The sequence below is a fragment of the Luteimonas yanweni genome (genome assembly GCF_039548475.1).
In the GTDB taxonomy this organism is placed as follows: domain Bacteria; phylum Pseudomonadota; class Gammaproteobacteria; order Xanthomonadales; family Xanthomonadaceae; genus Luteimonas.
Map to the genome: position 1 here is coordinate 278,049 of NZ_JBCLVC010000014.1, position 20,804 is coordinate 298,852.

The 20,804-nt window shown below is 69.7% G+C and carries 17 protein-coding genes; 16 read left to right on the top strand and 1 reads right to left on the bottom strand.

Annotation, left to right across the window (positions count from 1 at the left end; genetic code table 11):
* The first annotated feature begins 266 nt into the window (after positions 1 to 266).
* The 14 genes from WCE39_RS11475 (at position 267) to lpxC (ending at position 16,054) form a co-directional block, all read left to right on the top strand.
* On the top strand, positions 267 to 728 hold the full coding sequence (locus WCE39_RS11475; protein WP_343276804.1) for a division/cell wall cluster transcriptional repressor MraZ: 462 nt from the start codon (positions 267 to 269) through the stop codon (positions 726 to 728).
* The gene (gene rsmH, locus WCE39_RS11480; protein ID WP_343276805.1) at positions 725 to 1,681 is read left to right on the top strand and encodes a 16S rRNA (cytosine(1402)-N(4))-methyltransferase RsmH; all 957 of its coding nucleotides are present in this window, start codon (positions 725 to 727) and stop codon (positions 1,679 to 1,681) included. Before WCE39_RS11475 ends, rsmH begins: the two co-directional genes overlap by 4 nt.
* On the top strand, positions 1,678 to 1,941 hold the full coding sequence (gene ftsL, locus WCE39_RS11485; RefSeq protein ID WP_343276806.1) for a cell division protein FtsL: 264 nt from the start codon (positions 1,678 to 1,680) through the stop codon (positions 1,939 to 1,941). Before rsmH ends, ftsL begins: the two co-directional genes overlap by 4 nt.
* Positions 1,938 to 3,746 carry a peptidoglycan D,D-transpeptidase FtsI family protein gene (locus WCE39_RS11490; protein ID WP_343276807.1) on the top strand — a complete coding sequence of 603 codons (1,809 nt, stop codon included), beginning with the start codon at positions 1,938 to 1,940 and terminating at the stop codon, positions 3,744 to 3,746. The genes ftsL and WCE39_RS11490 overlap by 4 nt, the downstream gene beginning before the upstream one ends.
* Positions 3,743 to 5,218 (top strand): UDP-N-acetylmuramoyl-L-alanyl-D-glutamate--2,6-diaminopimelate ligase, encoded by a 1,476-nt coding sequence (locus tag WCE39_RS11495; protein ID WP_343276808.1) that lies wholly within the window; start codon positions 3,743 to 3,745, stop codon positions 5,216 to 5,218. The genes WCE39_RS11490 and WCE39_RS11495 overlap by 4 nt, the downstream gene beginning before the upstream one ends.
* Positions 5,215 to 6,600, top strand: a complete 1,386-nt coding sequence (locus tag WCE39_RS11500) for a UDP-N-acetylmuramoyl-tripeptide--D-alanyl-D-alanine ligase (RefSeq protein WP_343276809.1) — start codon at positions 5,215 to 5,217, stop codon at positions 6,598 to 6,600. The genes WCE39_RS11495 and WCE39_RS11500 overlap by 4 nt, the downstream gene beginning before the upstream one ends.
* Positions 6,590 to 7,675 carry a phospho-N-acetylmuramoyl-pentapeptide-transferase gene (mraY, locus tag WCE39_RS11505; RefSeq protein ID WP_343276810.1) on the top strand — a complete coding sequence of 362 codons (1,086 nt, stop codon included), beginning with the start codon at positions 6,590 to 6,592 and terminating at the stop codon, positions 7,673 to 7,675. The genes WCE39_RS11500 and mraY overlap by 11 nt, the downstream gene beginning before the upstream one ends.
* On the top strand, positions 7,675 to 8,979 hold the full coding sequence (gene ftsW / locus WCE39_RS11510; RefSeq protein ID WP_343276811.1) for a putative lipid II flippase FtsW: 1,305 nt from the start codon (positions 7,675 to 7,677) through the stop codon (positions 8,977 to 8,979). Before mraY ends, ftsW begins: the two co-directional genes overlap by 1 nt.
* Positions 8,976 to 10,430 carry a UDP-N-acetylmuramate--L-alanine ligase gene (gene murC, locus WCE39_RS11515; RefSeq protein WP_343276812.1) on the top strand — a complete coding sequence of 485 codons (1,455 nt, stop codon included), beginning with the start codon at positions 8,976 to 8,978 and terminating at the stop codon, positions 10,428 to 10,430. Before ftsW ends, murC begins: the two co-directional genes overlap by 4 nt.
* A gap of 32 nt (positions 10,431 to 10,462) precedes the next feature.
* A complete protein-coding gene (locus WCE39_RS11520) occupies positions 10,463 to 11,380 on the top strand; it encodes a D-alanine--D-alanine ligase (protein WP_449284036.1) in 918 nt (305 codons plus the stop codon).
* Positions 11,377 to 12,084: a cell division protein FtsQ/DivIB gene (locus WCE39_RS11525; RefSeq protein WP_343276814.1), complete on the top strand. Its 708-nt coding sequence runs from the start codon at positions 11,377 to 11,379 to the stop codon at positions 12,082 to 12,084. Before WCE39_RS11520 ends, WCE39_RS11525 begins: the two co-directional genes overlap by 4 nt.
* On the top strand, positions 12,081 to 13,316 hold the full coding sequence (ftsA, locus tag WCE39_RS11530) for a cell division protein FtsA (protein ID WP_144892558.1): 1,236 nt from the start codon (positions 12,081 to 12,083) through the stop codon (positions 13,314 to 13,316). The genes WCE39_RS11525 and ftsA overlap by 4 nt, the downstream gene beginning before the upstream one ends.
* A 161-nt stretch (positions 13,317 to 13,477) precedes the next feature.
* Complete coding sequence (ftsZ, locus tag WCE39_RS11535; RefSeq protein ID WP_343276815.1) at positions 13,478 to 14,746, top strand: cell division protein FtsZ; 1,269 nt, start codon at positions 13,478 to 13,480, stop codon at positions 14,744 to 14,746.
* 396 nt (positions 14,747 to 15,142) lie between these two features.
* Positions 15,143 to 16,054, top strand: a complete 912-nt coding sequence (gene lpxC / locus WCE39_RS11540; RefSeq protein WP_343276816.1) for a UDP-3-O-acyl-N-acetylglucosamine deacetylase — start codon at positions 15,143 to 15,145, stop codon at positions 16,052 to 16,054.
* Between the two features lie 309 nt (positions 16,055 to 16,363).
* On the opposite strand, the gene WCE39_RS11545 is transcribed toward lpxC, so the two are convergent.
* A complete protein-coding gene (locus WCE39_RS11545; protein WP_343276817.1) occupies positions 16,364 to 16,810 on the bottom strand; it encodes a DciA family protein in 447 nt (148 codons plus the stop codon).
* Between the two features lie 46 nt (positions 16,811 to 16,856).
* Here WCE39_RS11545 and WCE39_RS11550 point away from each other — a divergent pair, with 46 nt between their 5' ends.
* Both WCE39_RS11550 and secA read left to right on the top strand, forming a co-directional pair.
* Positions 16,857 to 17,732 carry a M23 family metallopeptidase gene (locus WCE39_RS11550; protein ID WP_343276818.1) on the top strand — a complete coding sequence of 292 codons (876 nt, stop codon included), beginning with the start codon at positions 16,857 to 16,859 and terminating at the stop codon, positions 17,730 to 17,732.
* A gap of 270 nt (positions 17,733 to 18,002) precedes the next feature.
* Entirely contained in the window at positions 18,003 to 20,732 is a 2,730-nt protein-coding gene (gene secA, locus WCE39_RS11555) for a preprotein translocase subunit SecA (protein ID WP_343276819.1), read from the top strand.
* Positions 20,733 to 20,804 lie beyond the last annotated feature (72 nt).

A 20,804-nucleotide genomic window follows, 5' to 3' on the forward strand; every position in this document is an offset into this window, starting at 1 on the left:
CGAGGGCAACCATGCCCGGCGTCGCCAAGGCCAACATGTGAAAAACACGTGAAGACCATCACATAATCTCAGAATCCGAGACTAAACAGCAGCTTGTGGATAAAGCTTGAACAAGTCTCTGAAGTTCGCTGCAAGTCATTGACCAGCCTGACGAAAATTCCTCTCCAAGCTGTTGACAAGGGTGGGGACCGCTCCTAATGTGGCTGTGCGTGGGGAGACCGGGAATATCGTGGTTTTTCCAAGCATGAAACCCGCCGCAGACGGGTATGGAGTGGCACCAGGTGTTGCAGGGCGAAACCGCCATCACGATCGACGACAAGGGACGGCTGGCGATTCCGACCGGCTACCGGGAGATCGTCGCGTCCGGATTCGGCAACCGCCTGGTCATCACCTACAACCCGTTCGAGAAGGGTTCGCTCTATATCTACCCGCACGCTGCCTGGGAGCAGGTGCGCGACAGCGTCAACGCGCTGTCCCGCCTCAAGGCCAGCAACCGCAGCCTGCAGCTGAAGCTGGTGGGCGCGGCGTCGGTGGTCGAACCCGACGGCAACGGCCGCATTCCGATCCCCGCCAGCATGCGCAACGCGCTCGGCATCGAGAAGAAGGCGGTCCTGCTGGGCATGGGCGACAAGTTCGAACTCTGGAGCGAGCAGGCCCATCGCGCGCAGATCGAGACGCCGCTCGGCGACGAGGATCTCGGCGACGACCTGGTCGGGCTGCAGCTGTGACGGGGGGTGTCGCGGATGCCCGCTCCGCGCACCTTCCGGTCTTGTTCAAGCAGGTCATGGAAGGGCTGCGCGTGCGTGGGGACGGAACGTACCTGGATGGCACCTTCGGCCGCGGCGGGCATGCCCGCGGCGTGCTGCAGGCGCTCGGGACTGGAGGCCGGCTGCTCGTGATGGACAAGGATCCCGACGCGATCGCCGTGGCCGAGCGCGAGTTCGGCGCGGATCCGCGCGTTTCGATCTTCCGCGGCAGCTTTGCCGACCTCGGCCGCTGGGACGCCACCGCCGGCGGGCTCGACGGCGTGCTGTTCGACCTCGGCGTGTCCTCGCCGCAGCTCGACGTCGCCGAGCGCGGCTTCAGCTTCGGCCGTGACGGCCCGCTGGATATGCGAATGGACCCCGATTCCGGCGAGAGCGCGGCGCAGTGGCTCGCACACGCCAGCGCGGAAGACATCGCCGACGTGCTCTGGACCTATGGCGAGGAGCGCATGAGCCGCCGCATCGCGCGCACGATCGTCGAGCGCCGCGTGGATGCACCGCTGGTCCGCACCGCGCAGCTTGCCGAACTGATCGCCTCGGTGATGCCGCGGCCCAAGCCGGGCCGCCACGAGATCCACCCCGCCACGCGCTCCTTCCAGGCCATCCGCATCCACGTCAACCGCGAGCTGGCCGACCTTGAAGCGGGCCTCGACGCGGCGCTGGCCGCGCTGAAGCCCGGTGGTCGCCTGGCGGTGATCAGCTTCCATTCGCTCGAGGACCGCATCGCCAAGCGCTTCATCGCCGCGCAGTCGAAGGCGCCCCCGGGCAACCGCCGCCTGCCGGAGGCGACGGACTTCGTGCCCACGCTGCGCGCGATCGGTGGCGCGCAGAAGGCCGACGGCGCCGAGCTCGCCGGCAACCCGCGCGCGCGCAGCGCCGTGCTGCGCGTGGCCGAGAAGCTGGAGGCGGCGGCATGACGCGCTTCCTGGTCATCGTGTTGCTGGCAGCGAACGTGGTCGCCGCGATCGGCGTGGTGCACGCGCGCCATGAGCACCGCCAACTCTTCGTCGAGCTGACGCGATTGGTGGACGAGCGCGACGAACTCAATATCGATTTCGGCCGCCTCCAGCTGGAGCAGGCCACCTGGGCCGAAGCGAACCGCATCGACCACGTGGCGCGCACCCGGCTGGGCATGAAGTTCCCGGAAGCCGGCGACATCGTGGTGGTGCGGCCATGAAGTTCCGTCGCGACCGCAACGGCACCGTCAGGCCCCGCGGCCGGGCGCAGTTCGACCTGCGCGGCCGGCTGAAGCTGGTCGTGGGCGTGCTGGGCCTGTGCGGCGTGGTGCTGGTGGCGCGCGCGGTCGACCTGCAGCTGGTCGACAACGCCTATTACCAGCAGAAGGCCGATTCGCGCTTCCTGCGCGAGATCCCGATCCCGACCTCGCGCGGCATGATCACCGACCGCAACGGCGAGCCGCTGGCGGTGTCTTCGCCGGTGGACAGCGTGTGGGGCAACCCGCAGGAAATGCTCAAGCACCCCGACCGCCTGCCCGGGCTGGCCGAGGCCCTGGGCGTGCCGCTCGACCATCTCGAGCGCCGCGTCGCGCAGCGCGCGGACAAGGAGTTCGTCTACCTCAAGCGCCGCATCAACCCGTCCGAGGCGCAGCAGATCCTGGCGCGCAAGGTGCCGGGCGTGTTTTCGCAGCGCGAGTTCCGCCGCTTCTATCCGCAGGGCGAGGCCCTGGCGCACGTTCTCGGCTTCACCAACATCGATGACTCTGGCCAGGAGGGCGTCGAGCTGGCGTTCGACGAATGGCTGAGCGGCGTTCCGGGCGCGCAGAAGGTGATCCGCGACCGTCGCGGCCGTATCGTCGAGAACGTGGACCTGGTGCGCGCCGCGCAGCCGGGCAAGGACCTCACGCTCAGCATCGATCGCCGCGTGCAGTACCTCGCGCACCGCGAACTGCGCGCGACGCTCGAGCGCACCGGCGCAAGCGCCGGCTCGGTGGTGGTGATGGACATCGCCACCGGCGAGATCCTGGCGATGGCCAACCTGCCGACCTACAACCCCAACGCGGTCACCGGCGAGCATCGCGATGCGCGCCGCAACCGCGCGGTCACCGACCTGATCGAGCCCGGCTCCACGATCAAGCCGATCACGGTCGCCGCCGGGCTTTCGGCCGGCGTGATCACGCCGCACACCATTTTCGACACCAACCCGGGCTGGATCCCCAACGGCCGCTACCGCACCACCGACCACCGCAACCTCGGCGTGCTCGACACCACGGGCGTGATCACCAAGAGCTCGAACATCGGCACGTCGCGGATCGTCGAGAAGCTGGACAACGCGTACTTCCACGACTTCGTCGCCAGCCTGGGCTTCGGCCGCAGCACCGGCAGTGGCTTCCCCGGCGAGGCCTCGGGCCTGCTGCCGCCGGCGGCCAACTGGAGCGGCACCACCAAGCAGACGATGAGCTACGGCTACGGCCTGTCGGCCACGCCACTGCAGATCGCTCGTGCCTACGCCACGCTGGCCAACCACGGCCGCGCGGTGCGTCCGACACTGGTCAAGGGCCAGCACGAGGAGCCCGAGCAGGTGATGGACGCCGGCGTGGCCGACACCGTGCTGAAGATGATGCAGACGGTCACCGAGCCCGGCGGCACCGCTATCCAGGCCGCGATCCCGGGCTACCACGTCGCCGGCAAGACCGGCACCGCGCGCAAGGCGTCGGGCGGCGGCTATTCGCGCCGCTACGTCTCCTTCTTCGCCGGCGTGGTGCCGGTGGAGCACCCGCGCTTCTCGATGGTGGTGGTGATCGACGATCCGGATCCGGCCAAGGGCATCTACGGCGGCGCCGTGGCCGGTCCGGTGTTCCAGAAGACCATGGACGGCGCGCTGCGCCTGATGGACGTGCCGCCGGACGACATCGAGACCTGGCTGGCCGAGCAGGCGAAGCAGCAGGCGAAGGAGCGCGCGCGCAACGCGCCGCGCCAGGCCGCGGCGTCGACCGCGGCTGCCGCGACCGGAGGCCGCCAGTGAGCCGCCGCATGCGCCTGCGCGAACTGCTGCCAGACGTGGCCGGCGTGCCGGACGCGATCGAGGTGTCGGGCCTGGTGCTCGACAGCCGCAATGTGCGCGCCGGCGACGGCTTCGTCGCCATCGGCGGCTTCGGCACCCACGGCCTGCATTTCGCGGAGCGCGCGCTGGCCGACGGCGCCGCGGCGGTGATGTACGAACCGCCCGTGCCGGCCGACGTGCCGGCGCCGCCCGCCGACGCGATCGCGGTGCCCGGCCTGCGCGCGCGCATGGGTGCGCTGGCCGACCAGTTCCACGGCCGGCCCTCGGCCGCGATGGCGACGGTCGCGGTCACCGGTACCAACGGCAAGACGTCCACCGTGCAGCTGCTGGCCCAGGCGTGGGAGCTGCTCGGCCGCCGCGCCGCGACCATCGGCACGCTGGGCGCCGGCCTGCACGGCGACGTGCGCCCGACCGGCTTCACCACCCCGCTGGTGCTGCAGGTGCACGCGCTGCTCGCCGAGCTGCGCGACGCCGGCGCGCAGGCGGTGGCGATGGAAACCAGCTCGCACGCGCTTGACCAGGGCCGCGTGGACGCGGTGCATTTCGAAGTCGGCGTGTTCACCAACCTCACCCGCGACCACCTCGACTACCACGGCGACATGGCGACCTACGGCGCCGCCAAGGAACGCCTGTTCGCGATGCCGGGCCTGCAGGCCGCGGTGGCCAACATCGACGACGGCTTCGGCCGCGCGCTGTTCGCGCGCCTGCCAGCCGCGCTGCGCCGCATCGGGACCAGCGCGCGTGGCGACGCCGCCGCTGAAGTCGCCGCGTCCGGCATCGTGCTCGATGCGGCCGGCATCGCCTTCGACCTGCGCGTGGGCGCGGACACGCTGCCCGTCCGCTCGCCGCTGCTGGGCCGCTTCAACGTCGAAAACCTGCTGGCGGTGGCCGGCGTGCTTCATGCGCAAGGCGTCGCCGCGGCGGATATCGCGCGCGTGCTCGGCCGGCTGGAGCCGATTGCCGGCCGCATGAACCGCCTGGGCGGGCATGGCGGGCTGCCGCTGGTCGTGGTCGATTACGCCCACACGCCCGATGCACTGGTACAGGCCCTGGCCGCGGTACGCGCGCACGCCGCCGGACGCATCACCTGCGTGTTCGGCTGCGGCGGCGAGCGCGACCGCGGCAAGCGCCCGGAAATGGCGGCGGCGGCCGAAGCCGGCGCCGACGTCGTGGTGGTCACCGACGACAACCCGCGGGGCGAGGATGGCGACGCCATCGTCGCCGGGATCATGGGCGGCTTCAGCGACGTCGCGGCGGTGGCGGTGGAGCGCGATCGCGCCGCCGCCATCACCCGCGCCATCGGCGCCGCCGGCCCGGGCGACATCGTGCTGGTCGCCGGCAAGGGCCACGAGCCTTACCAGGAGATCGACGGCGTGCGCCACCCCTTCGACGACCGCGACGTCGCGCGCCGCGCGCTGGAGGCGCGGGCATGAAGCCGATCACGCTCGCGCGCATCGCCCAGGCCTGCAACGGCCGCCTGCAGGGCGAGGACGCCACCATCGATTCGGTCGCGACCGACAGCCGCACCTTCGTGGCGGGCAGGGGCAGCGCGCTGTTCGTGGCGATCGCGGGCGAGAATTTCGACGGCCACGGGCACGTGGCCGCGGTGGCCGACGCCGGCGCCGCCGGGGCACTGGTGTCGCGCCCGCTGGACGTTGCGCTGCCGCAGGTCGTGGTCGGCGATACCGTCGAGGCGCTGGGCTCGCTCGCCGCCGCGCTGCAGGCCGCGCGCCCGGCGCAGGTCGTGGTCGCCATCACCGGCAGCAATGGCAAGACCAGCGTCAAGGAGCTGCTGCTCTCGATCCTCGGGCGCGCCAGCCGCGTCACCGCCAGCCCGGGCAATCGCAACAACGAGATCGGCCTGCCGCTGGCGATCATCGACGCCGATGACGCCGCCGACTTCGCCGTGTACGAGATGGGCGCCGGCAAGCCGGGCGACATCGCCTACCTGGCAGCGATCGCGCGCCCGCGCGTGGCGCTGGTCAACAACATCGCGCCCGCGCACCTCGAGCGCATGGGCAGCCTGCAGGGCGTGGCCGACACCAAGGCCGCGATCTACGACGCCCTGCCCACCGACGGCACCGCGGTGATCAACGCCGACGATGCCTTCGAGTCCTTCTTCGCCGAGCGCGCCCACGGCCGCCGCCTGCTGCGCTTCGGCTTCGGCGAGCGCGCCGACGTGCACGTGCGCGACGTGGTACTGCACGAGGGCGGCAGCCACTTCCTGCTGGTGGCGCCCGAGGGCGAGGCCGCCGTCTCGCTGGCGCTGCCCGGTCGCCACAGCGTGGCCAACGCGATGGCGGCGGCGGCCCTCGCCCTGGCCTGCGGCGCGCCGCTGTCGGCCATCGCCGACGGACTGACCGACGCGCAGCCGGTGGCCGGCCGCCAGGTGCGCCGCCAGCTGCCCGGCGGCGCCTGGCTGGTGGATGACAGCTACAACGCCAATCCCGGCTCGCTGGCCGCGGCCATCGACACGCTCGCCGCGGCCCGCGGTGGCGGTTGGCTGGTGCTGGGCGACATGCGCGAGCTGGGTGACGACGGGGTGGCGCTGCATGAAGCCGCGGGGCGCCGCGCGCGCGAGGCCGGCGTGCAGCGGCTGTTCGCGCTGGGCGGGCTGGCGGCGAAGGCGGCCGAGGCGTTCGGCGAGGGTGGCGAGGTGTTCGCGTCGCACGACGCCGTGGTCGCGGGCCTGGTCGCGGCCATGGCCGCTCGCACGGGAGTCGCGCCCACGGTGCTTGTGAAGGGCTCGCGCGGCAGCGCGATGGATCGCGTGGTCCGCGCGCTGCTGGAAGGAGTCGATACCGATGCTGCTTGAACTCACCCGCTGGCTCGAACAGCTCGAAGGCCTGTTCGGCCTCTTCGGCTACCTGACCTTCCGCGGCATCCTGGCGGCGCTGACCTCGCTGTTCCTGTCGCTGTGGTGGGGCCCGGCGGTGATCCGCAAGCTCGCCCAGTACAAGGGCGGCCAGCCGATCCGCCAGGACGGCCCGCAGACGCATTTCTCCAAGGCCGGCACGCCCACCATGGGCGGTGGCCTGATCCTGATCACGGTGCTGGCCTCGGTGCTGCTCTGGGGCGACCTGCGCAACAGGCACGTGTGGCTGGTGCTGCTGGTGATGGCGGGCTTCGGCGCCATCGGCTGGTGGGACGACTGGATCAAGATCGTCAAGCGCGATCCCAACGGCATGCGTTCGCGCACCAAGTACGCGCTGCAGTCGGTGATCGGCCTGGCGGCCGGCCTGTTCCTGTGGTTCACCGCCGACACACCGGTCGCGACCACCTTCTACATCCCGTTCTTCAAGGCGGTGGCGCTGCCGCTGGCCGGCGTCTCCTTCGTGACCATCGCCTACTTCTGGATCGTCGGCTTCTCCAACGCGGTCAACCTCACCGACGGCCTCGACGGCCTGGCGATCATGCCGACGGTGCTGGTGGCCTGCGCGCTGGGCGTGTTCGCCTACGCCTCGGGACACGCGCAGTTCGCCGAATACCTGCAGATCCCGCGCGTGCCCGGCGCCGGCGAACTGGTGATCATCTGCGCGGCCATTGCGGGAGCGGGGTTGGGCTTCCTCTGGTTCAACACCTATCCGGCAATGGTGTTCATGGGCGACATCGGCGCGCTTGCCCTCGGCGCCGTGCTCGGCAGCATCGCCGTGATCGTGCGCCAGGAACTGGTGCTGGTGGTGATGGGCGGCATCTTCGTGATCGAGACGCTCTCGGTGATGATCCAGGTGGCGTCGTTCAAGCTGACCGGCAAGCGCGTGTTCCGCATGGCGCCGATCCACCACCACTTCGAACTCAAGGGCTGGCCGGAGCCGCGCGTCATCGTGCGCTTCTGGATCATCTCGGTGATCCTGGTGCTGGTCGGCCTGGCCACGTTGAAGGTGCGCTGATGGACAGGACCCACGACCGCGCCAACCAGGCCGTCCGCCTCGATTCCATCGGCGGCCGCTTCGACCCGTGGATGCTGGGTGCCGCGCTGGCGCTGGCGGCCCTGGGCATCGTCATGGTCAGCTCCAGCTCGATCGCCGTGGGCGAGGAGCTGGGCGTCGGACCGTACTACTTCCTCAGCCGCCACGTCGTGTTCATGGGCCTGGGCGCGGGGCTCGCGTTCTGGGCGATGCGCACCGAGCTCAAGACCGTCGAGCGCTTCGACCGGCTGCTGCTGGTGGGCTGCTTCGTGGCGCTGCTGATGGTCTTCGTGCCGGGCCTGGGCAGCAGCGTCAACGGCGCGCAGCGCTGGGTGAACATGGGCGTGTCCAAGTTCCAGGTGGTCGAGGCGGTCAAGGTGATGTACATCGTCTGGCTGGCCAGCTACCTGGTGCGCTTCCGCGACGAGGTCAACGCCACCGTGGTGGCGATGCTCAAGCCACTGGGCGTGGGCCTGCTGCTGTCGGTGCTGCTCGCGCTGCAGCCGGACTTCGGCTCGCTGGCGCTGCTGCTGGCGATCACCGCCGGCATGCTGGTGCTGGGCGGTGTCAACCTGCCGCGCATGGCCGCGCCCCTGGTCGGCATCGTGATCCTGCTGGCCGCGGTGGCGATCGCCGAACCCTACCGTATGCGCCGCCTGACCTCGTTCATGGATCCCTTCGCCGATCCGTTCAACAGCGGCTACCAGCTTGCCAACGCGCTGATGGCGGTCGGCCGCGGCGAGTTCTGGGGCGTGGGCCTGGGCGCCTCGATCCAGAAGCTCAACTACCTGCCCGAAGCGCATACCGACTTCATCCTGGCGGTGATCGCCGAGGAGCTCGGCTTCGTCGGCGTGTGCCTGGTGATCGGCCTGTACGCGCTGCTGGTCGGCCGCGCCTTCCTGATCGGGCTGCGCTGCGTGGAGACACGCCGTCATTTCGCGGGCTACGTCGCCTTCGGCATCGCGCTGTGGATGAGCCTGCAGGCGCTGGTGTCGATCGGCGTGAACCTGGGCCTGCTGCCGACCAAGGGGCTGACCCTGCCGCTGGTGTCGTCGGGCGGCTCCAGCGTGATGATGACCTGCGTTGCCGTGGGCCTGCTGCTGCGCGTGTCCTACGAGCTCGACCGCACCCAGCGGCAGGTCGCGCGCCTGCGCGGCGAGGCGGCCGCGCCGGCCTCCACGCCGCCCCCGCCCACCGCGCAGCCGGTGCCTTCGCTGGCCGCCCGCGGCACCAGCCGCCTGCGCCAGCGCATCGAACCGAGGATCGCCCCCGGAGTGAACGCATGATCCGTCGCCTCCACGACACCCACGGCGTCGCCATGGCCGACTTTGCCCGGCGGCATTCGCGGGTCCATTTCATCGGCATCGGCGGCACCGGCATGAGCGGCATCGCGGAAGTGCTGTGCACGCTCGGCTACCAGGTGTCCGGGTCCGACACCGCCGACAGCGCGGTCACCCGGCGCCTGTCCAGCCTCGGCGCCACGGTGTATCGCGGGCACGCCGCGGCCAACGTGCTGGCCAGCGACTGCGTGGTCGTCTCCAGCGCCATCCGGCCCGACAACGCCGAGCTCGTGGAAGCGCGCGCGCAGGGCATCCCGGTGGTGCCGCGCGCGGAGATGCTGGCCGAGCTGATGCGCTTCCGCCGCGGCGTGGCCGTGGCCGGCACGCACGGCAAGACCACCACGACCTCGCTGCTCGCCAGCGTGCTCGCCGAAGGCGGGCTGGACCCGACCTTCGTGATCGGCGGCAAGCTGCTGGCCGCCGACGCCAACGCGCGCCTGGGCGGCGGCGACTGGCTGGTGGCCGAAGCCGACGAGAGCGACGGCAGCTTCCTGCGCCTGAACCCGCTGGTGGCCATCGTCACCAACATCGACGTGGATCATCTCGAGAACTACGGCGGCGACTTCGCGCGCGTGCAGCAGGCGTTCTCGGAGTTCCTGCACCGGCTGCCGTTCTACGGCCTGGCCGTGCTGTGCATCGACGACCCCGAAGTCGCGGCGCTGGCCGGCACGGTCTCGCGCCACGTCATGACCTACGGCTTCCACGACGACGCCGACGTACGCGCCGAGAACGTGCGCCAGGACGGCCCGACGATGCACTTCGACCTGGTGCTGCCCGACGCCTCGGCCACGCCCATGGCGCTGGCGCTGCCGGGCCGCCACAACGTGCAGAACGCGCTGGCCGCGGCGGCGGTCGCCTGGCAGCTGGGCGTGCAGCCCGAAGCCATCCGCGCCGCGCTTGCGAAGTTCGAAGGCATCGGCCGCCGCTTCAACCGCCTGGCCGAACTGACCACTGCGCGCGGCGCGAAGGTGCAGCTGGTCGACGACTACGGCCACCATCCGCGCGAGCTCGCCGCAGTGTTCGAGGCGGCCCGCGGCGGTTGGCCCGGGCATCGCCTGGTGGTCGCGTTCCAGCCGCACCGCTACAGCCGCACCCGCGACCTGCTCGACGACTTCGCCGGCGTGCTGTCCGAGGTCGACGCCCTGGTGCTGACCGAGGTCTATCCGGCCGGCGAACAGCCGCTGGCCAACGCCGACGCGCGTGCGCTCGCGCGTGCGATCCGCGCCCGCGGCCGCATCGACCCGGTGGTGGTCAACGGCCCCGGCGACCTGCGCGACGTGCTGCCCGACATCCTCGAAGACGGCGACCTGCTCCTGGTGATGGGCGCCGGCGACATCGGCCAGGTGGCCCAGAACCTGGTGGCCGAAGGCTTCCCGAAGGCGGGGGAGGGCGCATGAGCGATCGCCTGCCGCCGACGCGCCTGCCTCCGATGCGCGTGACCGACCCTGCCGACTTCGGCCGCGTCGCCGTGCTCATGGGCGGCGACACCAGCGAACGCGAGGTGTCGCTCGACTCGGGCGCCGGCGTGCTCGAGGCGCTGCGCTCGCGCGGCGTGGACGCCCGGCCCGTCGATGGCGTCCCGGCGCTCCTGTCGGCGCTGCTCGAGGGCCGCCATGACCGCGTGTTCAACATCCTGCACGGCGGCGCCGGCGAGAACGGCATCCTGCAGGGCCTGCTCGACGCCCTGCGCGTGCCTTACACCGGTTCGGGCGTGCTTGGCAGCGCGCTGACCATGGACAAGATCCGCACCAAGCAGGTGTGGCTGTCCGAAGGCCTGCCCACGCCGCGCTACGAGCGGCTGGCGAAGGGCGCGGACCTGCACGCCGCAGCGGAGCGCCTGGGCTACCCGGTGTTCGTGAAGCCCTCGTCGGAAGGCTCCAGCGTCGGCGTGTTCCGCGTGCTGGCCGAGGCCGACCTGGCGCCGGCCCAGGAATTCGCGGCGTCCTACCCGGGCGAGCTGCTGATGGAGCAGATGGTGCGCGGCGACGAGCTCACCGTCGGCATACTCGGCGACGTCGCGCTGCCTTCCATCCGCATCGTTCCCGCCGGCGAGTGGTACGACTACCACGCCAAGTACATCGCCGACGACACCCGGTACCTCTGCCCGGGCCTGGACGGCGACGATGAGGCCGCGATCCGCGACCTTGCGCTGCGCGCCTTTCGCGCCGCGGCCTGCAGCGGCTGGGGTCGCGTCGACGTGATGCGCGACCGCGAGCGCGGCCTGCAGCTGATCGAAGTGAATACCGCGCCCGGCATGACCAGCCATTCCCTGGTGCCCAAGGCCGCCGCGCAGCTGGGCTGTGACTACGCGGACCTGTGCTGGCGCGTGCTGGAGCAGGCGCTGTGAACGCGCTTGCCCGCATCCTGGCCTGGACGCTCGCGGTGGCGCTGATCGCGCTGCCGGTGGTGGCCGTGGTCCAGGGCTGGATCGGCGCCGAGCGCTGGCCGCTGCGCACGCTGCGCATCAACGACAACCTGCAGCAGGTCGACCCCGCCAGGGTGCGCGAGGCCGTGCTGCCCTACGCGCAGCAGGGCTTCTTCGCCGTGCGCCTTGACGAGGCCCGCGAGTCGGTCGCCCGCCTGCCCTGGGTGGAGCAGGCCGACGTCGGCAAGCGCTGGCCGGACGTGCTGGAAGTGCGCGTACAGGAGCATCGCCCGTTTGCCCGCTGGGGCGATGCGCGGCTGCTGTCGCTGCAGGGAAAGCTGTTCCCGGCCGAAGGCATCGACGTACCGCAGGGCCTGCCGCTGCTGCACGGTCCCGACGCCCGCTCGGAAGACGTGGTCGAGCTCTACCAGGCCGCGCGCGAGCTGTTCGCGCCGGCCGGCTATGGCGTGCGCGCGCTGCTGCTGGACAGCCGCGGCAGCTGGACCATGGTCCTGTCCAACGGCACCCAGGTGGTCATCGGCAGCCACCAGGTGCGCACCCGCATGGCCCGCTTCGCCCGCCTGTTGCCGCAGCTGCTGTCCCAGCGGCACCAGCCGCTGGCGCGCGCCGATCTCCGCTACACCAATGGATTCGCCCTGACATGGGCCGAGGAACACACCGCATGAACCGCAAAGGCGACAAGGCCCTGATCGTAGGCCTCGATATCGGCACCTCCAAGGTGGTGGCCCTGGTCGGCGAGTACTCGCCGGGCAACCCCATCGAGGTGATCGGCATCGGCAGCCACGAATCGCGCGGGCTCAAGCGCGGCGTGGTGGTGGACATCGAGTCGACCGTGCAGTCGATCCAGCGTGCGATCGAAGAGGCCGAACTGATGGCCGGCTGCGACATCCGCTCGGTCTACGCCTCGATCTCGGGCAGCCACGTGCAGTGCAAGAACTCGCCGGGCATCGTTCCGATCCGCGACGGCGAAGTGACCTGGTCCGACCTCGACCGCGTGCTCGACGCCGCCAAGGCGGTCGCGATCCCGGCCGACCAGAAGATCCTGCACGCGATCCCGCGCGAATACGTGCTGGACGATTCGCAGGAAGGCATCCGCAATCCCGTCGGCATGACCGGCGTGCGCCTGGAAGTGCACGCGCACCTGGTGGTCTGCGCGCAGTCGGCCGCGGCCAACATCTCCAAGTGCGTGCAGCGCTGCGACCTGCAGATCGACGACCTGGTGCTGTCCTCGCTCGCATCAAGCACCGCGGTGTTGACCAGCGACGAGCGCGAGCTGGGCGTGGTGATGGTCGACATCGGTGCCGGCACCACCGATCTGGCCGTGTTCGTGCAGGGCGCGATCTGCCACACCTCCAGCCTGCCGATCGCCGGCGACAAGGTCACCGAAGACATCGCGCACATGCTGCGCACGCCCACCCCCGAGGCCGAGCAGATCAAGGTCCGCTACGCGTGTGCGCTGGCACAGCTCGCCACCAGCGAAGAGTCCATCCAGGTGCCGTCGGTGGGCGACCGACCGCCGCGCCGCCTGCCGCGGCAGTCGCTGGCGCAGGCCGTACAGGCGCGCTACGAGGAAATCTTCGAGATGGTGCAGGCCGAACTGCGCCGCTCGGGCTTCGAGCAGCACGTGCGCGCCGGCATGGTGCTCACCGGCGGCGCCGCGAAGATGGAAGGCGTGGTGGAGCTCGCCGAGGAAATGCTGCAGATGCCGGTGCGCGTGGGCATCCCGCAGCACGTCACCGGCCTGGGCGAAGTGGTCAACAACCCGGTGCATGCCACCGGCGTCGGCCTGCTGCTGATGGGCAGCCAGATCGAACACCCGCGCCGGCCGGTGCTGCCCACCGGGCGCGCCGGCAGCCTGCTGAAGAAGCTCAAGACCTGGTTCAACGGGGAGTTCTGACCATGCACGCACACATACCGCAGCTGGATCGACCCCGACCGAATTTGTGGGAGCGGCCATGGCCGCGAAAGGCAAGGCGACGACGAAAACGGCACGCGACAGCAACAGACAACAACTAGAAAACACCAGAAACACAAAACGACATCAAAAGGACTACGGACATGGCGCATTTCGAACTGGTTGAAAAGATGGCCCCCAACGCCATCATCAAGGTCATCGGCGTGGGTGGCGGCGGCGGCAACGCGGTCAACCACATGGTCAGCAGCAGCGTGGACGGTGTGGAATTCATCACCGCCAACACCGACTCGCAGGCGATCAAGAACTGCGGTTCCAAGCTGCAGCTGCAGCTGGGCACCGGCGTCACCAAGGGCCTGGGCGCCGGCGCGAACCCGGAGGTCGGCCGCCAGGCCGCACTCGAGGACCGCGACCAGATCATGGAAGCGCTGCAGGGCGCGGACATGGTGTTCATCACCGCCGGCATGGGCGGCGGCACCGGCACCGGTGCGGCACCCGTGGTCGCGCAGCTGGCCAAGGAAATGGGCATCCTGACCGTGGCCGTGGTCACCAAGCCGTTCCCGTTCGAAGGCCGCCGCCGCATGCAGGTGGCGCTGAAGGGCATCGAGGAGCTGTCGGCGCACTGCGACTCGCTGATCACCATCCCCAACGAGAAGCTGATCACCGTGCTTGGCCGCAACGCCACCATGGTGCAGGCCTTCCGCGCGGCGAACGACGTGCTGCTCGGCGCGGTCCAGGGCATCGCTGACCTCATCGTGCGCCCGGGCCTGATCAACGTCGACTTCGCCGACGTCCGCACCGTCATGTCCGAGATGGGCCTGGCGATGATGGGCACCGGCCACGCCCGCGGCGACGACCGCGCCCAGGCCGCCGCCGAGTCCGCGATCCAGAACCCGCTGCTCGACGACGTCAACCTGGCCGGCGCCAACGGCATCCTGGTCAACATCACCGCCGGCCCGGACTTCACCATGAGCGAGTTCGACGAGGTCGGCCGCACCGTGGAGAACTTCGCAAGCGAAGACGCGACCATCGTCATCGGCACCGTGCTTGATCCCGACATGCAGGACGACGTGCGCGTGACCGTGGTCGCCACCGGCCTCAACCGCGCCCAGGCGCGCGGGGTGGTCCGCGACAGCGGCTACGGCAGGGACACGAACTTCAACGAAGCCCCGCGTCGCCCCCACGTGCAGCTGATCAACACCGCCGGCCGCCGTGACGGCACCACCGGCATGCTGATCGAGGAAGACGACGTGGCACAGCCGATGGCCGCCGGTGGTGGCATGGGCATGGGCCTCGGCCTGCGCCGCGGCTCCGCCGAGCCCGCCGCCCCGAGCACCCCGGCCGTGGCCGACTTCGGCAGCAGCGACGGCGGCTACCTCGACATCCCGGCTTTCCTCCGCCGCCAGGCCGACTGACCGCCCGCGGGGCCCCGTTCCCCCGTTCCCCGGGGCTCGGGAACCGGGCCTCTGGCGTCGTGCCCCGCGCGTTCCCGTCCCCCGCAGGAGCCGCCATGGCTGTGACTGCGGGGGACAGGAGCGCCGGAATCCCGGACAGGAATGCCGGAAATCCGGAATGCCAGATCATTTGTGGGAGCAGCTATAGCTGCGATCCGGAATCCAGCCAGTGCGGCACGTCCCGCACATCCGGACCTCCGATCGCAGCTATAGCTGCTCCCACGGTGACGGCGGCTCTCCCTGGGCGCGGAGGCCGCCGGCGCTCTGTTCAGGTTCAGCGGGCCGCGTGCTAAATTGCGAGCCGCTTTCATCTGCCGCCGGCTTGCCCGCCGCCGGCGCGTCCCCCAGAGTCCGTGAATGGTCCAGCAGCGCACCATCAAGAACATCACTCGCGCCACCGGCGTGGGGCTGCACAGCGGTGAGAAGGTCTATATGACCCTGCGCCCGTCGCCGCCGGACTCGGGCATCGTGTTCCGGCGCGTCGACGTCGAGCCCGCGGTCGAGATCCCGGCCGAGGCCACCTTGGTCACCGAGACCACGCTGTGCACCGGCCTGTCGGTGGATGGCGCCAACGTGCAGACCGTCGAGCACCTGATGTCGGCGCTGGCCGGCCTCGGCATCGACAACATCATGGTCGAGCTCTCGGCCGCCGAAGTGCCGATCATGGACGGCTCGTCCGGCCCGTTCGTGTTCCTGCTGCAGTCCGCGGGCATCGTCGAGCAGGACGCGCCCAAGCGCTTCATCCGCATCAAGCGCACCGTCGAGGTCCGCGACGGCGACAAGATCGCCCGCTTCGAGCCCTTCGACGGCTTCCGCCTGGGCTTCACCATCGACTTCAACCACCCCGCCATCCCGACTGCCCGGTCGCGCGCCGAGGTGGAGTTCACCACCCAGAACTACATCCGCGAAGTCAGCCGCGCCCGTACCTTCGGCTTCATGCGCGACCTGGAATACATGCGCGACCGCAACCTGGGCCTGGGCGGCTCGATGGACAACGCGATCGTGCTCGACGACTTCCGCGTGCTCAACGACGACGGCCTGCGCTACGCCGACGAATTCGTCCGCCACAAGATCCTCGATGCCGTGGGCGACCTGTACCTGGCCGGCCGGCCGATCATCGGCGCCTTCGAGGGCTACAAGTCGGGGCACGCGCTCAACAACAAGCTCGTGCGCGCGCTGCTGGCCGAGCAGGACGCCTGGGAAGAGGTGACCTTCCCCGCAGCCAGCGTCGGGCCCGTGGCCTACGGCGAGTTGCAGCCGGTGGCCTGAAGCCGGGCGTGGCAGGCGTTCCTGCCTGAACTTCGCGCATTCGTGACCTGTGGGAGCGGCCATGGCCGCGATCGCCGACATGGCGGCTCCTGCGGGACAGTGATCGCCGCTATAGCGGCTCCTACAAGAGCTTGCTGGGGGATTCCGGTACCTGTCTGGGGCCTGTTGGGCTTTCACGCGTTGTGGCCGCCCAGGTCACATCTTTACGAAAAATTAACTAAATCGGAATAGAACGTTCCGGTCGGTTAACGTTTCGGCGGCGAATGGCCGTTAGGATGCCCCGTCCGCGCCAAAAAGCACGGAAAGATTTCAGGATGCGTCCCGGTCGTTGCCGATGGCTTCGCGCAGGGATGCCAAGGCGGCCCGCAGCCCTTCCGGTGCGGACGCCGACAGCGGACGTACAGCCGCTTCCACCCGCGCAGGCGGGAACAGCGGCTGGGTGGTCGTCTTTACCCTGAGCTCCCGGACCTTCAGCCCGTGCGAACGGGCGGCATCCAGGAGTGCTGGAGCGGCAAGCCTGAGGCTGGCGTTCCACAGCGGCGAATCCACCAGGTACACCAGCCTTGCGCCATCCACATTCGCAAGTCGCGCGTGCGCGGACAGTGAAGGTGGGAGGTGGGGACGCAGGGTGCGATCCAGCGCATCGAGCCACATGGCGCGCTGGATCGGGGAACGGCCGGAGACATCGGCCGCCAGCGCGTCGAAGACGGCGCGCGGACCTTTTGGGGGAACCGAATTGGCATTGCCAGAAGACATCCGAATGACTCTACACCGTACGCTTCAACACTCACACGATTGGCTCATGCATTACGCCCGCCGGGGCGGCCGCCGCCTGGCGCAGGCCGGGGGCCGGCAGCCGCTGGCACTGCTGGGCGCGAGCCTGGTGCTGGGCGCCGCGATCGGCGCCGCCGTGCAGTCGGGCGAAGTCAACGCGCTGCGCGCCGAGATCGCCAGCCAGGACACCCAGCTCGATGACACCCGCCGCGCCGCCCAGCGCGAGGTCAACGCGCTCGCTGCCCGCCTGGGCGAGCTGCAGGCGCAGGCCAACCGACTCAACGCCCTCGGCGACCGCCTGACCCGCGTCGCCCAGCTTGGTGACGGCGAGTTCGACTTCAACAGCCCCGTGGGCGTGGGCGGCCATGGCCCGGTCCGCGACATGGCGGCAGGCGAGCTGCGCGAAGGCATCGCCGGCGTCGACGGCGAGTTCGGCGCAGCCGGCGACCAGCTGTCGGTGCTGGAAATGCTGCTGTTCAACCGCGAGATCGACCGCAACTCCGTGCCCTCGCGCTCGCCGGTGGCCGCCAGCTACATCACCTCCAGCTTTGGCCGCCGCGCCGATCCGTTCGGCGGCGGCGCCGCGTACCACAAGGGCATCGACTTCAGCGCCCGCACCGGCGACACCGTCATGGCCGTGGCCGACGGGGTGGTCAGCTACTCGGGCCGCCGCTCCGGCTACGGCAACGTGGTCGAGATCGACCACGGCAACGGCTACGTCACCCGTTACGCGCACAACTCGGCCAACGTGGTGCAGGTCGGCGACCTGGTGCGCGTGGGCCAGAAGATCGCACGCGCCGGCAGCACCGGCCGCAGCACCGGTGCCCACGTGCACTTCGAGGTGTGGGAGAACGGTCGCGTGACCAACCCGCGCAAGTTCCTGGGCGAGAAGAAGAAGGCCTGACGCCGGGGCCTGCTTTTGTGGGAGCCGCTATAGCGGCGAATCGCGGCTATAGCCGCTCCCACAGGGGTGCAGAGCGCAGCTATAGCTGCGACCTGTGCCAATCGCAGCTATAGCTGCTCCTGCAAAGGCCAGAAGCGGCGATCAGCGGCCAGCGGCAGGACTTGATAGGCGGGGTCGCGACCCCCACGGTACAATGTCGCCGCCGGATGAAAGGGCGCTTCGCGCCCTTTTCGCGTTTCCGGCCACCCACTTCCATCAACCGGTTACCCAATGCTCAATCGCCTGCTCACCAGTGTCTTCGGCAGCCGCAACGAACGCATCGTCGGCCAGTACACCAAGGTCGTCGCGAAGGTCAACGCGTTCGAGCCGCAGATGCAGGCGCTTTCCGACGCCGAACTCCAGGCCAAGACCGCCGGGTTCCGGCAGCGCATCGCCAGCGGCGAATCCCTCGACAAGATCCTGCCCGAAGCCTTCGCCGTATGCCGCGAAGCCTCGGTGCGCGTGCTCGGCATGCGCCACTACGACGTGCAGCTGGTCGGCGGCATGGTGCTGCACACCGGCAAGATCGCCGAGATGCGAACCGGCGAGGGCAAGACCCTGGTCGCGACGCTGGCGGTCTACCTCAACGCCCTGGACGGCAAGGGCGTCCACGTGGTGACGGTCAACGACTACCTGGCGCGCCGCGACGCCGCCCAGATGGGCAAGCTCTACAACTGGCTCGGCCTGTCGGTTGGCGTGGTCTACCCGGGCATGCCGCACGGCGACAAGAACGCCGCCTACAACGCCGACATCACCTACGGTACCAACAACGAGTTCGGCTTCGACTACCTGCGCGACAACATGGCGCTGTCGAAGGACCAGCGCTACCAGCGCGGCCTGAACTACGCGATCATCGACGAGGTCGACTCGATCCTGATCGACGAGGCGCGCACGCCGCTGATCATCTCCGGCCCCGCCGACGAAACGCCCGACCTGTACATCAAGGTCAACCGCCTCGTCCCCGAGTTCACCCGCCAGGCCAACGAAGAGTCCGAGGGCGATTTCTGGGTCGACGAGAAGGGCAAGCAGGTGCACCTGTCGGAGTCCGGCCAGGAGCTGGCCGAGACCCTGCTGCGCAAGGCGGGCATCCTCGACGAGGACGACGGCCTGTACGACCCGCACAACATCCACGTTGTGCACCACCTCAACGCCGCGATGCGCGCGCACGCCATCTACCAGCGTGACGTCGACTACATCGTCCGCGACGGCGAGGTGATCATCGTCGACGAGTTCACCGGCCGTACCCTGACCGGGCGCCGCTGGTCCGACGGCCTGCACCAGGCGGTCGAGGCCAAGGAAGGCGTGCCGGTGCAGCGCGAGAACCAGACGCTGGCCAGCATCACCTTCCAGAACCTGTTCCGCATGTACAACAAGCTCGCGGGCATGACCGGCACCGCCGACACGGAAGCCTTCGAGTTCCAGTCCATCTACAGCCTGGAAGTGGTGGTGATCCCCACGCACCGCCCGATGGTGCGCATCGACCACCCGGATGCCGTGTTCCTCAACCGCGCCGGCAAGTACCGCGCCGTGGTGAACGAGCTGAAGGAAGCGCACGCGCGCAACCAGCCGGTGCTGGTCGGCACCACCTCGATCGAGGTCTCCGAGCTGCTCAGCGAGCAGCTGCGCGAGGCCGGCATCCACCACGAAGTGCTCAACGCCAAGCAGCACGAGCGCGAGGCGACCATCGTCGCCCAGGCCGGCCGCCCCGGCGCGGTCACCATCGCCACCAACATGGCCGGCCGCGGCACCGACATCGTGCTCGGCGGCTCGCTCGAAGTCGAGATGGCCGAGCTCGAGGCCCAGGGCGAGGTCGACGACGCCACCCGCGCGCGCCTGAAGGCGGCGTGGCAGGAGCGCCATGACGCGGTCAAGGCCGCCGGCGGCCTGCACATCGTCGGCACCGAACGCCACGAATCGCGCCGCATCGACAACCAGCTCCGCGGCCGCTCCGGCCGCCAGGGCGACCCGGGTTCCAGCCGCTTCTACCTGTCGCTTGAAGACAACCTGATGCGCATCTTCGCCGCCGACTGGGTGCAGAAGGTGATGGCGCGGATGGGCCTGAAGGAAGACGACATCATCGAGTCGCCTCTCGTCAGCAAGCAGATCGCCAACGCCCAGCGCAAGGTCGAGTCTCACAACTTCGACATCCGCAAGAACCTGCTCGACTTCGACGACGTCAACAACGACCAGCGCAAGGTGATCTACGGCCAGCGCAACGAACTGCTCGAGTCCGACGACATCGCCGACAACATCGCCGGCATCCGCGGCGACGTGGTGGCCGAGACGGTGGACCGCTTCGTGCCGCCGGATTCGGTCGACGACCAGTGGGACCTTCCGGGCCTGCAGGCCACGCTCGAGGCCGACTTCAGCCTGCAGAGCGGGCTGGTGGAATGGGCCGCCGCGCAGCCGGAGCTCGACGCCGAAGGCATCCTGCGCCACGTGCAGGAGCTGGTGGAGCAGGGCTACGCGCAGAAGGAAGCCAGCACCGGCCCCGAGACCATGCGCATGCTCGAGAAGCACATCATGCTCAGCGTGCTCGACGACAACTGGAAGCAGCACCTCGCGCGCATGGACTACCTGCGCCAGGGCATCCACCTGCGCGGCTATGCCCAGAAGCAGCCCAAGCAGGAATACAAGAAGGAAGCCTACGAGCTGTTCTCCGAGCTGTTGGAGAAGGTCAAGCGCGAAGTGGTGATGATGCTGGCCCGCGTGCGCGTGCGCACCGAGGAAGAGGTCGCGGCGCTGGAAGCCCAGGAGCGCGCCCAGGCCGCCGCCCAGGCCGGCCAGATGCAGTTCCAGCATGCCGACAGCGGCGGCTACAGCGCCGACGAAGAGGCCGCCCAGCCCGACTACCAGCTTGACGGCGATCCCGCCGAGCGCATGCCCAAGGTCGGCCGCAACGACCCCTGCCCCTGTGGCAGCGGCAAGAAGTACAAGCACTGCCATGGGCAGATCGCCTGACCCACTTCCTGTAGGAGCGGCCATAGCCGCGATACCCGGTGTTGTGGGAGCGGCTATAGCCGCGATCGCTCT

Coding starts and splice junctions, on each gene's coding strand:
- WCE39_RS11475 (WP_343276804.1), top strand. CDS start 267: ATGGAGTGGCACCAGGTGTTGCAGGGCGAAACCGCCATCACGATCGAC.
- ftsL (WP_343276806.1), top strand. CDS start 1,678: ATGACGCGCTTCCTGGTCATCGTGTTGCTGGCAGCGAACGTGGTCGCC.
- WCE39_RS11490 (WP_343276807.1), top strand. CDS start 1,938: ATGAAGTTCCGTCGCGACCGCAACGGCACCGTCAGGCCCCGCGGCCGG.
- WCE39_RS11500 (WP_343276809.1), top strand. CDS start 5,215: ATGAAGCCGATCACGCTCGCGCGCATCGCCCAGGCCTGCAACGGCCGC.
- mraY (WP_343276810.1), top strand. CDS start 6,590: ATGCTGCTTGAACTCACCCGCTGGCTCGAACAGCTCGAAGGCCTGTTC.
- ftsW (WP_343276811.1), top strand. CDS start 7,675: ATGGACAGGACCCACGACCGCGCCAACCAGGCCGTCCGCCTCGATTCC.
- murC (WP_343276812.1), top strand. CDS start 8,976: ATGATCCGTCGCCTCCACGACACCCACGGCGTCGCCATGGCCGACTTT.
- WCE39_RS11520 (WP_449284036.1), top strand. CDS start 10,463: ATGCGCGTGACCGACCCTGCCGACTTCGGCCGCGTCGCCGTGCTCATG.
- ftsA (WP_144892558.1), top strand. CDS start 12,081: ATGAACCGCAAAGGCGACAAGGCCCTGATCGTAGGCCTCGATATCGGC.
- ftsZ (WP_343276815.1), top strand. CDS start 13,478: ATGGCGCATTTCGAACTGGTTGAAAAGATGGCCCCCAACGCCATCATC.
- lpxC (WP_343276816.1), top strand. CDS start 15,143: ATGGTCCAGCAGCGCACCATCAAGAACATCACTCGCGCCACCGGCGTG.
- WCE39_RS11545 (WP_343276817.1), bottom strand. CDS start 16,810: ATGTCTTCTGGCAATGCCAATTCGGTTCCCCCAAAAGGTCCGCGCGCC.
- WCE39_RS11550 (WP_343276818.1), top strand. CDS start 16,857: ATGCATTACGCCCGCCGGGGCGGCCGCCGCCTGGCGCAGGCCGGGGGC.
- secA (WP_343276819.1), top strand. CDS start 18,003: ATGCTCAATCGCCTGCTCACCAGTGTCTTCGGCAGCCGCAACGAACGC.